General features: G+C 37.2%; 12 protein-coding genes. All 12 read right to left on the bottom strand.

Translation table 11 applies throughout. From position 1 onward, the window contains the following. Positions 1 to 120: 120 nt before the first annotated feature. Positions 121 to 2,079, bottom strand: a complete 1,959-nt coding sequence (locus ACZ5A8_RS21205) for a S8 family serine peptidase (protein WP_464531374.1) — start codon at positions 2,077 to 2,079, stop codon at positions 121 to 123. A 330-nt stretch (positions 2,080 to 2,409) separates the two neighbouring features. Beyond that, positions 2,410 to 3,300, bottom strand: coding sequence for a hypothetical protein (locus ACZ5A8_RS21200; RefSeq protein WP_464531372.1), 891 nt, complete (start codon positions 3,298 to 3,300; stop codon positions 2,410 to 2,412). Positions 3,301 to 3,340: 40 nt separating this feature from the next. Further along, positions 3,341 to 4,360, bottom strand: coding sequence for a phospholipase C/P1 nuclease family protein (locus tag ACZ5A8_RS21195; protein WP_464531371.1), 1,020 nt, complete (start codon positions 4,358 to 4,360; stop codon positions 3,341 to 3,343). A 917-nt stretch (positions 4,361 to 5,277) separates the two neighbouring features. Further along, positions 5,278 to 6,168: a hypothetical protein gene (locus ACZ5A8_RS21190; RefSeq protein ID WP_464531370.1), complete on the bottom strand. Its 891-nt coding sequence runs from the start codon at positions 6,166 to 6,168 to the stop codon at positions 5,278 to 5,280. A 557-nt stretch (positions 6,169 to 6,725) separates the two neighbouring features. Beyond that, a complete protein-coding gene (locus ACZ5A8_RS21185) occupies positions 6,726 to 7,604 on the bottom strand; it encodes a hypothetical protein (protein ID WP_464531369.1) in 879 nt (292 codons plus the stop codon). A gap of 211 nt (positions 7,605 to 7,815) precedes the next feature. Then, on the bottom strand, positions 7,816 to 8,430 hold the full coding sequence (locus ACZ5A8_RS21180; protein ID WP_464531367.1) for a phospholipase C/P1 nuclease family protein: 615 nt from the start codon (positions 8,428 to 8,430) through the stop codon (positions 7,816 to 7,818). Positions 8,431 to 8,467: 37 nt separating this feature from the next. Continuing rightward, entirely contained in the window at positions 8,468 to 8,899 is a 432-nt protein-coding gene (locus tag ACZ5A8_RS21175; protein ID WP_464531366.1) for a hypothetical protein, read from the bottom strand. 549 nt (positions 8,900 to 9,448) lie between these two features. Next, complete coding sequence (locus ACZ5A8_RS21170; protein ID WP_464531365.1) at positions 9,449 to 9,658, bottom strand: hypothetical protein; 210 nt, start codon at positions 9,656 to 9,658, stop codon at positions 9,449 to 9,451. 366 nt (positions 9,659 to 10,024) lie between these two features. Next, positions 10,025 to 10,900: an ABC transporter ATP-binding protein gene (locus ACZ5A8_RS21165; protein WP_464534248.1), complete on the bottom strand. Its 876-nt coding sequence runs from the start codon at positions 10,898 to 10,900 to the stop codon at positions 10,025 to 10,027. Positions 10,901 to 10,956: 56 nt separating this feature from the next. Further along, positions 10,957 to 11,490: an ABC transporter permease gene (locus ACZ5A8_RS21160; RefSeq protein ID WP_464534246.1), complete on the bottom strand. Its 534-nt coding sequence runs from the start codon at positions 11,488 to 11,490 to the stop codon at positions 10,957 to 10,959. Positions 11,491 to 11,705: 215 nt separating this feature from the next. Then, positions 11,706 to 12,083 carry a hypothetical protein gene (locus ACZ5A8_RS21155; RefSeq protein WP_464531364.1) on the bottom strand — a complete coding sequence of 126 codons (378 nt, stop codon included), beginning with the start codon at positions 12,081 to 12,083 and terminating at the stop codon, positions 11,706 to 11,708. Between the two features lie 244 nt (positions 12,084 to 12,327). Beyond that, positions 12,328 to 12,780, bottom strand: coding sequence for a hypothetical protein (locus ACZ5A8_RS21150; protein ID WP_464531362.1), 453 nt, complete (start codon positions 12,778 to 12,780; stop codon positions 12,328 to 12,330). Between the last annotated feature and the right edge of the window lie 130 nt (positions 12,781 to 12,910).

Below are 12,910 nucleotides of genomic sequence, written 5' to 3'. Positions count from 1 at the left end.
CTTTAACTCAAAAAGTTAGCTGAAATTCTTTAAATGATTGTAGTAGAGGTTATTGAATTTAATTAATAACTTCCATACTACTCTGTCGCTTTGACTTTTTATTGTTCTTTCAATAATTGTTCATTTTCTTTTTGAAACTATAATATATTTGGACTTTTCCTCCATATCCATTCCGTTTGCATTCTTTACTGTTAAGCTAACGATATACTTTCCGGCTTTACTGTAAGTGTGTATGGGATTCATATCCACTGAATACGTCCTGTCTCCAAAATCCCAGCTCCTTTCTACTGCATTTTCTGATAGGTCTGTAAATTGTACGGTAAGGGGAGCATAACCACTGGTTACATTGCCGCTGAAATCCGCTACGGGAAGAAATCTTTGCTCTAAAACAGTTATTGTAGCAAGTTTTGAGTCTGTACCGTTTGCGTTCACTGCTGTTAAGTTAACTGTATAGGTTCCTGGAGTTGCATACAAATGAACCGGATTCTGAAGGCTTGAATCTACCATCCCATCACTTTCAAAATCCCAGTTCCATCCAATTGTGTTTTCGGATAAATCTGTAAACTGGATAGAGAGAGGAGCATAACCACTGGTTACATTGCCGCTGAAATCCGCTACAGGAAGGACCGATTTCTCTTCTTTATAGAATACTGCTTCATATGCATCTATCCGGCCTGAGCCATACTCATTATCCTTTCCTGCCGGCCCGAGGTCCACAGCTGTACTTTCTAATATCTGTTTTATCTCAGATGGCTTCAGAGCAGGGTTTTTTTCCAGCATTAAAGCCACAGTACCGGAGACATGTGGTGTAGCCATAGAAGTCCCACTTGCAATCTTGTAGGAACCACCCGGATATGTTGACTCGACATCTACTCCGGGCGCAGAAACATCAGGTTTGATATAATTCTGCCCGTAAAGGTCGACAGGACCGCGGCTACTAAAATCCGCTATAGTGTCAGAAAAATCAGTTGCGCCGACAGTCGTAGAATTGATTTCGTCACCCGGACATTCTATTGTGTAAGACTCCATCCCGGAGTTGCCAGCAGCCACAACAGGAATTACACCTGCTACCACGAGGCTATCTACGGCAATTGTATACGGAGAATAATGGCGTAATCCCCCACAACTGTAACTTATAACACGAGCACCGTTATCCACTGCCCACTCAAACGCAAGAATGACATTGGATGCACGACCCGAACCGGATTCGTCAAGCACTTTTGCTGCAATCAGCTCAGCACCCGGCGCAACTCCGGTATGCAGCCCGTTAACACCGGTTCCTGAGATGGTTCCGGCTACATGGGTCCCGTGCCCGCAATCATCATAGGGGGAGCTTCTTCCATTTATATAATCAATCCAACCTACGACCTTCGGATCGTTTGTACCTTGATTGTCATCGAGATCATCAAGACCGGGATGCTGCAAATCGATTCCCGTATCCATAACAGCAACGATAATTCCTTTTCCAGTTATGCCTTGCTGCCATACTGCCGGCACTCCAATTTTATCAACTCCCCATGCATTATTTTGCACGACATCTGATGTTTCTATTTCTTTTACAAAGAATCCATGGCCTTCTGCTATGGAAACAACTTCATCAAGCTCAATTATCGAAACTTCGGGTCTCTCAGTAAGGGAAGCTATCACATCCGGCGTTACATTAGCTGCAACAGCGTTAACAATTTTGATGGATTTGATTTTTTGTGCTTTTTTACCAGATTCAGCATCCTTAAGAAAGTTTATCAGATTTCTCTGCTCGTTCTCGATTTGAGATCTCCCTTTTACAGTATTAAATGGAATACTCTGATTTTTCAATAGAATAATTACAGAAATTTGCTCAGTTGCTGAAGTTTCAGCAATTTTTGAAGATAACGTTGCTGAGGTCTTGTCATCCGTACTGGTTTTGTCATATACACTTATGTTCTCAGCTAATGCCGTAAATGAGAACAACGATATTAATAATATTATACAGCTTATGCTTAGTAATTCCATCCGTATTTTCTTTGAAGATTTTCCTATTTTTTTCCGCATGTTCACTACACTCCATTTCAGGGTATTCTTTACCTGACTTTCTGACATACCTTCAAAAAACCGACATTCTTCTTCTATCACGAAATTTTACATATAAACTCAGTAATTTCATCATCAAAAATAACATATATTTTAATTTTTGTATTACTAGCTGGGATAAATAGTTAGTACTCATAAAAATATCATTATGGACACACCTGTGAAAAGTCAGCTTCGTAGTTATTTATTTTATTTCAAAATTCGGTATATCTAAGAATATGCAAAGATTCCAAAATATTGTACATCTCTATTATTTTTAGGTTGATCATCGAATCAAGTGAAGCTATTAAATTGGCCGGATAACGAAAACTTCACAAAAACCTGGCCAATTTAAGGATTTCATACAACTTCTGTGTAGCTGGGAGTCTCATTTACATTGTCAGATGTTTCATCAGCATAAAAATCTAAAACATATTGACTGCTCCATAACGAAATAGAGTCATTCCCCCGTGGCACTACCTGTCCAAGAATAGCCCTGACTTTTACATAGCCTGTGTCATTAACTTTTGCGAATAGTAGATTAGTGTAATAACCACAGTATTCTCTAGGCCACTCCGTTGGGTCGTTATTTGCCTCCAACTTAATATCGAAAGATACCGTTTCTCCTCCTTCCAGATTATTGCTTACGTAAACATAGGTATCATATGTCGGATTTGAGGCATACTTAATGTAGTCTCTATAAGGAACTACAGAGATTTCAGAAATGTTTTCAACAGGGTACAATATAGGGCTTCCGTTATTTATGGGATCGAAAATGTCGAAGTAGTCAGCAATAAATTCAGTACCATAAGAGATATCTTCAAGCTCGGTCTCGTTTGTCCTGAATCCAAGCATATACCCATTATCAGTTTCTGCAATGAACGTTGTCCAGTTTCCAATTGTCTCTTTGTTATCAACAATTTCAGTCATATTACTAAAATAGGGTCCTTTGCGATGTTGTTCAGGCCAGTTAAGGATTTCGTGCATCAGTCTTTGGCTAAAATAAGGGTCTTTCTGAGCAGGTGGAGTAAAAAATTGACCTTCTTTTGTTGCAGGAATCGGAACCATTATCACAGTAGTTCCAATTACTTCCCTTCCAGAAAGACCGCAAACACTGATATCATATATACAATTATATCTTCGACCTGGGTCTCTCCAATCTTTTGCGTCAATGTAAATAGCGTGAGCAAATATGCCTCCAACAAGAAGGATGATTAGTGAAGCAATAAGTAACAAATTTCTTTTTCTCACTTTTATCCACCCGATTATGTTTAAAAAGATAGAAAGGGAGTTACCCTTTCACATACTTTACAAGTCCTTTATCGTACTTTGCTGTCTTCTCCAAAACTCTTTTTGTGAGCTCTATCACATTAGGGTCTGATCCAAAAGTACTTGGATGATAATATACTGCATTATATATAGTATCTAATTCGACACGTGTAGCAATTGCCAAGTTTTTCGCAGATTCTTCTGGATCTGTTACTGTGTAGTGAGTGTTACAGTTTTGAATCACATCTTGAAATTTATGTCCTGTAGTCCAGTTATTAAGCACATATGACTCGTATGCAGAATGAACACTCTGATGTGAACCCTGCAGAATTGCATAACCTGTATGCATAGGGTTCCCTAAATCACACATGTAATGGCTTGCATATCCAAGATTTTCATATGCGGTATAATATGCTCCGTTGTTAAAGTTCGTTTTGGCATAAACTGCGAAACCATCACAATTTTCTGGTGCATCGCCAATTTGCATAACAGGATCATAGTAGTGACTATAAGATTGCCAGATTTGACTATTCGCCCAAGTGTCCGGATCATCTGCATAGGAACTTGCATAATTTGCATAAGTTGAACTGACGCCCATCTTTGTGCATGAAATTAGCATGATATTTTTATGAGTATTCCCATACCATTTTATCCCAACATCAGAGGTTCCATACTCATCATTAAGATATTCAGCCGTTGCTTTAGCAACTTTGTCAAGCGTTAGATTATCCTGCTCAGTTATTTGATCAGGATATCTTTTCCAGATATCTTTCATTGCTTTTTTCATTTCTTTCTTTTCTTTGTCGGAAACATAGCAATTGTCAATGTAAATGAATAAAATTTTTTGTTCTTCATCGTCTGCTTCGAGCAAGTACCAATAGGGCGATTTAGGTGCTGTGTCAAGCGTCGTAATTGGTTCTTCAACCGCAATATCAGCTTCGTCCTTAGATAGTGTTTCAGCACTCGCTGCTGGCATAAATGCTATACTCACCAGCAACATTGCCAAAACTAACATTCCTATTCCAAACTTTTTCTTAATCATTCTACATCCTCCTAGTCCCTAGGAGGCAAAATCAGGTAAGCTAAGCTAAGCCTTAAATATACGCTAAGCTAACTTAATTATGCCTTCTAGGGCATGTGTTATGGAGTTCGGGTGATTCTGGAAAATCTTTTTGAACTCCATACGTCACTTTCTGAGGACTCTTTATAAACGTTCTGTGTAAATTCTCAAACTAATTGTTTTTCATACTTTTTGCATATTCTTTTCAAATTAGTGATATTCTCTGATCTTTGATTGTTAGAGAGTTTGGCCGTAAAACTTATATGATCATAGATGCCGTAAGACTTTCCAAGTATTTAATAAAAAAGAAACACATAAAAATGTATAAACTTTTACGTTTATATATAAACATGATGTCTTGAATATAGACGTCTATTAATTGAATATTCGGAGATATGGTAAAAAAAATATTTGATGGACAATATGCTACTAATGCAAAGTTAAATTTTAGATTATAATCTTTTTTCTAACTTATCTTTTGAGAAAAAGAAGGAGTTAACTGGAAAAAGCAAAAGTTACCAAATTTGGATAGTACCATTTGATGAAAATGAGATTAATCTTGAATACTTCATTGTAGGAAACTAAAATTGGCTTTAAATATAGTCCTATCTGGATATTTGTATCAAAAGTAGGATCAATATGTGATTTTGTCTTACTTGGGAATTGAATAATTGATATTCAGAAAAATATCAAATTACGGACACATCTGCGGAAAGTCAACTTCACAGTTACTCATTTTTATTTCAAAATGCAGTAAATATAAAAATATTCACACAAGTTCCAAAATATTGCATTTTATAGCGTCTTTTTCATCTTTAGATTGATCATCGCAATCAAGTTCGGGCTATTAAAATGGCCAGGTACGAAGATTTCACAGAAACCTGACCAATTTAAGGATTTCATGCAACTTCCGTGTGGCTGGGAGTTTCGTTCACATTGTCAGATGTTTCATCAGCATAAAAATCTCTAGCATATTGACCAGTTAATATAGCAGCAGAGTTATTTCCTAAAGGCAGATCCTGTCCTAGAATAGCCCTGACTTTTACATAACCTGTGTCATTAACTTTTGCGGATAGTAGATTAGTATACAAACCATAGTATTTTCTAGGCCACTCCGTTACGTCATTATTTGCATTCAAAATTATCATGAAAGATGTTTCTCTTCCTTTTAGATTATCGCTTAAGTAGACGTAGGTATCATATGTAGGATATGAGGCATACCTAGTGTAGTCTCCATAAGGGATCGTAGAATTGTTTGAAACGTTTTCAATCGGGAATAATACAGGGCTTCTATTATTTATGGGATCAAAAATATCAAAATAATCTGCAACAAAGCTACCACCAAAATTAATGTCTTCGAGCCTGGTCTCATTTGTCCTGAATCCGAGCATATAGCCTTTGTCGGTTTCTGCAATGAAAGTCGTCCAATTTCCAATTATCTCTTTGTTGTCAACAAGTTCAGTCATATTTTGATAATGATAATAAGGGCCACTGCGATCTGGCTCAGGCCAATTAAAAAATATGTGCAATAACTTCAGTGTACGAGTATCTTTCTGAGTAGCTGGAGTAAAAAATTTTCCTTCCTTAGATGCGGGTATAGGAACCATTATCATGGTCATTCCATTTACTTCTCTTCCTGAAAGGCCTGTCACTTTAACATCATAGTCACAGTGATATCTGGTAGCGTCTTCCCTCCAATCTTTTAAATCCATGCAAACGGCATAGGCAAATATGCCTATAATTAAAAGAACAAAAAATATAGGAATGAGCAGCAGATTTCTTTTTCTCACTTTATCCCACCTTGTATTTTTATAACATAAAAATTTACTTATCACTCTTACAGTTACATATTGTATTTTCTGTCGTCTAGGGAATGTCCTTTGCGATTGATATTACGTTAGGATCTGATTCCAAAAAATGGACATATACTACCTTATACTGAGTCTGTATAAGGAACGCATTTGCATCCCTACCCTATCGCTGGATAGTTTGTCTGATATTAAGAATCGGCTCATTAGTATAGCTTCATAATGTAAAATAGTGTTAATAAATAAAAAGAATGGAAACTAATTCTTCAACCACTAGGTAGGTGGCATTCTGTTTTTAGTTTCCAACATTTGCTTTTAATTATGTACTGATATACTTTGCCAAACCTGCATTATACACCGCTGTTTCACGCAGAACTTTCCTTGTGATTGCTATAAGTTACGATCTTATCCAACTGAGATTGTCTGTTCATATATCGCCAAAGCTTCCCAAAAACTAATACGGTTCATACCGGATGCTCTGCTTCATATTACCGTTAAGGAGTTTCATAAGCACAAAGTTTTGGGCTTTATTAATCGGGTCATTGACTGCGGGTTTCGTTTACAACATGAGAATCTTTATTCTCATAATAGTCAAAAGCATATCGACTACCCAATACATTAAGACTGTCGTTTCCACCCAGCTTCTGTCCCAAAATAGCCCTGACTTTTACGTAGCCTGTATCATTAACTTTTGCTGCCAGTAGATTATCGTACCACCCAAGGTATTCTCCAGACCACTCCGTTGGGTCGTTATTTGCATCCAAAATTATCATGAAAGACACATTTTCTCCTCCCTTTAGATTATCGCTTAAATAGACGTAGGTATCATATGTCGGATTTGAGGCATACTTAGTGTATTCTCCATAAGGGATAGAAGAAATATTAGATACATTTTCAACAGGGAACAACACCGGGCTTCCATTATTTATAGGATCAAAAATATCGAAATAATCTGCAACAAACCCGGCACCATATTCAAAATCTTTGAGCCTGGTTTCGTTTGTCCTGAACCCAAGCATATAGCCTTTATCGGTCTCTACAATAAAAGGTATCCAGTTTCCTATTATTTCCTGTTGTTTATCAAAAATTTCAGTTGCATTTTCAAAATAGGGGCCTTTTCCACTTTGATTAGGCCAATTAAAGACTCTGTGTGTCAGTTTCTGGCTAAAATAAATATCTTTCTGGGCAGGCGGAGTAAAAAATTTTCCTTCCTTAGATGCGGGAATAGGAACCATTATTATGGTTGTTCCCTGTACTTCCCTTCCGGAAAGACCTGTTACTTCGATAGTATAAAAACAGTGATATCTTTGACCCGGATTTCTCCAATCTACTTGATCCCTGTAAATGCCATGGACAAATATGCCCACAATTAAAAGAACAAAAAATATAAGAATAAACAGAAGATTTCTTTTTCTCAATTTTATCCCGCCTGGTATTTTTAAGTAGCTGGATGACGTCTGTTCTTCATGTAGAGTTCATACGTAGGAATTTGTTTGTGTTACTAAACCTGTCACTGGACAGCCTGTCTACTCACTGATATCCGATCCATTAGAACTGTTTAATATTATAATGGTGCTTAAAAATAGAAGAATAGAAACTGATATTTCAGTTTCAAATATCTGCTTTTAATTATGTACTGATATACTTTGCCAGACCTGCATTATACTTTGCTGTCTCAATCAAAACCTGAGCCGTTATATATCGTGTAGTAGTCGTGTTAAAGTTATTTGGATTGTTGCTAATTTCTCCCCACAACTGACTGTAATAAGACTTGCTAAATGCTGCCATGTCTTTTACCGCTTGAGAGGGATCAGTTACCGATTTAATACCGGCGTTGTTATCAACATATTGAGAATATTTGCAGCCAGAGGTCCAATTACTATCTACATATTGTTCGTATTTTAAATGTGGATCCTTTTTGAAAGTATCAAAACTTAAACCAGTATGCATTGGATTTCCTACGTCCGAAAGATAATGACTGGCGTTTCCGAGATTTTCAAAAGCTTTTTGCCTATATGAACTACCCATGGAATAATATGTTTTTGCAACTCCTGCGCAAGCGCTGCAAGCATCTGGAGCTCCCCCTCCGACGCTAGGGTTATAATAATGGTACCAATACCTGTTGGCACCTGTGTCTGTATAATCAGGTTGAGGGGCAGTAGCAGCAGCCCAGTCTGCCCATTGAGAATTTTTATATACCAGATTGACACCGGCATAAATTAAACCTTTGTGTGCTTTTGACACCCATTTTGCATCTTGATTATCTGCCCAATAAGTTTCTTCAACATAATTGGTTACTGCATCTCCTATTTTTTTGAATCACCGGATAATCTTCTTCCGTGATTTTGTCTGGAACACGACTCCAGATATCTTTCAATTCTTTTTTCATTTCCTTTTTCTCAGAGTCTGATACTGAAAAATTGTCAATATACCCTAAAACAACCTTTTTCGTCTCATCATCTGCAGTAACCAGGCCTAGATAAGGAGCCTTCTTGACGGTATCTGGTAAGCTCCTGACATAACTGGCACTAGCTTCTATTTCTTTCACCTTTTCAGGAGTAAGACCTTCGATGCCATAAGTTTCAACCTCACTGTCAGAGAAATTGTTTGCATCTGTCTTTTCGGTCTTTGCACTCGCTGCTGGCACAAACGCCATGCTCACCAGCAGCATTGCCAAAATTAACATTCCTATTCCAAACTTTTTCTTAATCATTCTACTTCACTCCTAGTTTTCCCTAGGAGGCAGAATCAGTTAAGCCAAGCTAAGCCTTAAATATACGCAAAGCTAAATTAATTATGCCTGTTAGGGCGGATATTATGGAGTTCAGGTGATCTGGAAAATACTGTTGAACTCCATAAATTCCTCTTATCGAACTCCTTATAAGCTTTATGGCCAGGTTCTCGAACAATCAGAAAAGGCGTTGGATTTATGATTCTCTTTTCCAGAAGTATTACTTAATAGGACGAATTGTTCGAGACCTTGGAGAGAAAACTTATATGTTTATGCCCAGCGCAAGTGCTTTTTTATACTTAAAAATTGAGAGATGTCGTTTTTAAAATAGATACGAACTGCTCAGTCGCATTCGAAAAAAAGCCTTACAACTCATTACAGGACAACAGGTTTGTTTTTGACCACTTCGCTAATATCTTTGAAGTTGATGTTGTAGAAATTTTTAATTGAGGATTCTTGCAAACCGATATATAAACTCATTATAGCAACCGATTAAAAACAGAGATTTAGCAAGTCCTCTTTAACTTCTCTTTAATCAATTCCTAACTTCACTAAAGTCCAGTAGGCAAAAAACCCAAAGAGAAAAAATCCAATTAGTGATATTGTTATTAATGGATAGTCGTGTACTCCATTTTTAGTTACAGCTTCTCCAAGTTTCTGGGATATAACTTGCGCAAGTAAGGTCATAGCAATAACCGTAAAAACTGGAATTAAAACCCTTAATGTCTGTCTTCTTTCCATTTTATCACCAAATAAAAAATGGCTGACCTTTTTTATTCACCAAGGCTCAATTACTCGTATACCGATGAATACCAATTTTTATGTAGCTCTGATCTGTTAATAGTATGAGGCTATTTTTTTATATAAGGTACTTTTACCTCTAAGCTGCTATCGGGATTTAGTTCCTGTTTAAATCTTTGTATTCTCTATTGTATGAATTTTTGAACCATTATTCATAATTCGAAATTTGGTTGATCATTTGAAATTCGAAAATTTGGAGTCTCAATTTGATTTTGGGATCAGCTCATTATGTGATCCAATCTTTACATTTATGGTTTGGAACCCTGCATCTTTTAGAGGTGAAAATGTGATCTCTCCACCTGAAGATTAAAGGTTTATTCCGGTGGCATCAAGAAACGCATCTTCCAATGAGAGAGAATTTTCTATAAGTTTGAAAACCCGACCTCCACTTTCAACAATTAACCTGTTGATTTCCGGTTTTACATCTGTCCTGGAGTTTACGAAAACTTCAAGAGTATGTTCGGCTTTCAATTCGGTTTTTACGACAAACTCCAGATTCTCGATTAAAGAAATCATCTCAGAAGAGAGATTGTAGACTCCAACCGTAATAACCCCGTTTGACTCAAGGTGACGGATTTTTTCAATTGTACTTTCGGCGATAAGCTTGCCTTTATCCAGAATTCCGACATGGGTACAAATCTCCTGTATTTCCAGAAGGTTATGGGACGAAAGAAATATCGTGATTCCCTTGTTATTGCACTCACGAAGAATTTGCCGGATTTGCCGAATTCCAACAGGGTCGAGGCCATTTGTGGGTTCATCAAGAATTAATATTTTTGGATTATTCAAAAGAGCCTGAGCAATCCCTAGCCGTGTTTTCATACCATGGGAAAAATAGCCCACTCTTTTGAACATCTCATTGCCAAGCCCAACCTGGTCCAACAAAACCTTGGATTGTTCCAGGCTCTCTTTTTTGCTCAGGCCTTTTAATCTGCCGTAATAGACCATGTGGCTTAAGGCTGTCCTCTCATCATAAAAACCGGAATCCTGGGGGACCAGCCCCAGAATCTGTTTGATCTTTCCTGATTCGGAAGACAGGTCCATACCACCAACAAAAATTTGTCCTTGCGTAGGTGTTGAAAGCCCTGACAGTAATTTTATTGTAGTTGTTTTTCCGGCACCATTCTGGCCCAAAAAACCGTAGATACTCTCTTTTTCTACATTCAAGGAAAGATTTTCCAGAACAAAGCGAGAGCCATATTTTTTGTACAGGTTTTTAGTAGAAATAGCTACAGTAATTATAAATCCCTCCTTTTAATGGCCAGCAAACTCATGGACAAAAAGAACAGTATGTACAGGAACATTGAAAACAGGCTTTCAAAAACCGTGAGGTATCCAGCTTCAACCGGGAAGCCTTTCATGAACTCCATATTTTTAATCCCGTAAAAAAAGGGGGTGATATATTTAAGATAACTCTCATTTCCCTGTAAAATGAAAAATATCAAAATCCCAAGAAAGACTACAGACATTGTAAATGAAATTTTATTGTTTGCAGACAATGTTGAGATGAATAAAAAAATACCTATGAAGCATCCCAGATAAAGGCTTGAGGAAATCCAGAATAAGATGATACTTTCGAACTGAATGACATTTCCTGCGGAATATTGATATATCAGGCTTATAAGTGCAATTCCGGAGGAAACGGACATAAATACCAGAAATAGAAAGAAAAATTTTCCTAAGATAAAAGATGATCTGTGGACCTTGGAGAGAATGTATCTTACCGACCCGGTTTCAGTTTCACTGCTTACGATATCAAAAGATGCTATCATAGTCATAAATGGTCCGATAGACAATATAATCTGATAAGAAATCAGAGTATACGGGATGCCGCCGGAATTTGAAAAGAAAAGGAATAGATAGCTAGTACTATAGTGCATTGCCAGGAAACAAAGAAAGATAAGTATTCCGCCAAAAAGCCATACATATCTACTTTTTGAACCCCTAAATGTTTCATCTTCCCCAATAATCTGTACTTCCGAAAAATTCATAACCCTTCATCCTGTTTATTCCTGCTCAAGTTGGAGGCAACAAATGCCCCAAAAGACCCGATTATTGAATAGAGAAAGACCATAATGAGCGCAAAGCCGATGAGAGCAAATAAAGCTATACCCCCATATTGTAACGCAAGCTTTCCATCGGAAGTAAACAAAAATACTAGAATCCAGCCAATCAGGTTATACGTAAATATTGAAAAAAAAGCATATTTCTCCGAGCCTTTGCCTATTTTTTTACCAATTAATGTGCCTACAGTAACCGCACTTATAATCCCTCCATATGTTGGATCAAACCCTAAAAATTCAAAAAATCCGAATAATACAAGCCCAATCACTATTCCTATAAACAATAAATTCCCAGTTTTCATAATATCACTCTTAAAAAAATGCTGGGTTTGAACCCAGCAAGATGTATTCAATTTAAAGATTTTTATTATCTAGGTCATTCACTAATACACTACTTATATTTTCAGACATCATCTCCACACAGTTTTTGCTTGTGTTTATATGCTAATACAACAAGCTAGCTCCAGTAATGCCCAAAATCTGGGAAAAAATGAGGCTATAAACTGCATTTTGATTTCTTTGGGGTAGTATCAATCAACTAGTGAATTACCAGTATCCATATTGAATAAGAAAGCTTTTCGCGCTATTTGCCGCGCTGACTAGTTTGTTGTATACCCATGTGGCAAGAACTGAAGCCCAATAAGCTGCTAGGTTCAATGAGATGACTACGCCTTGTTTTAAATAATTGCACCCTGTTACAATGTTGTTATTTCTAAATGCACTAGCACCTTGAGACAGTTTATTTTGAGCCGTGCCAATTCTACTATCATCTACATACTGATCTAGCGTCCAAAGTGCTGCAGTCAGCACATCACAAGCCTCTTCGCCAAGTACTGAAATCGTTGATGTTGGTGTTATTTGACCATTGATATCAATGATCGTTTCGAATTTGTCTGCCAATTCTTTCTCCGCCTGTGCACTCACAGCCGGAACAAAAGCAATACTCACAAGAAGCAATGCTGCAAATATTGCACCGATTCCAATTTTGTTCTTAATCATTCTACTTCACTCCTAGTTTTCCCTAGGAGGCAAAATCAGGTAAGCCAAGCTAAGCCTTAAATATACGCTAAGCTAACTTAATTGTGCCTCCTAGGGCATGTGTTATGGAGTTCGGGTGATTCTGGAAAAT

Source organism: Methanosarcina subterranea (assembly GCF_055385895.1).
This window is presented reverse-complemented; position numbering and strand designations above follow the sequence as displayed.

What these genes read in the sequence shown, in the direction of transcription:
- ACZ5A8_RS21205 (WP_464531374.1), bottom strand. Translation starts at nt 2,079, where the DNA reads ATGTCAGAAAGTCAGGTAAAGAATACCCTGAAATGGAGTGTAGTGAAC.
- ACZ5A8_RS21150 (WP_464531362.1), bottom strand. Translation starts at nt 12,780, where the DNA reads ATGATTAAGAACAAAATTGGAATCGGTGCAATATTTGCAGCATTGCTT.
- ACZ5A8_RS21155 (WP_464531364.1), bottom strand. Translation starts at nt 12,083, where the DNA reads ATGAAAACTGGGAATTTATTGTTTATAGGAATAGTGATTGGGCTTGTA.
- ACZ5A8_RS21160 (WP_464534246.1), bottom strand. Translation starts at nt 11,490, where the DNA reads ATGATAGCATCTTTTGATATCGTAAGCAGTGAAACTGAAACCGGGTCG.
- ACZ5A8_RS21195 (WP_464531371.1), bottom strand. Translation starts at nt 4,360, where the DNA reads ATGATTAAGAAAAAGTTTGGAATAGGAATGTTAGTTTTGGCAATGTTG.
- ACZ5A8_RS21175 (WP_464531366.1), bottom strand. Translation starts at nt 8,899, where the DNA reads ATGATTAAGAAAAAGTTTGGAATAGGAATGTTAATTTTGGCAATGCTG.
- ACZ5A8_RS21170 (WP_464531365.1), bottom strand. Translation starts at nt 9,658, where the DNA reads ATGGAAAGAAGACAGACATTAAGGGTTTTAATTCCAGTTTTTACGGTT.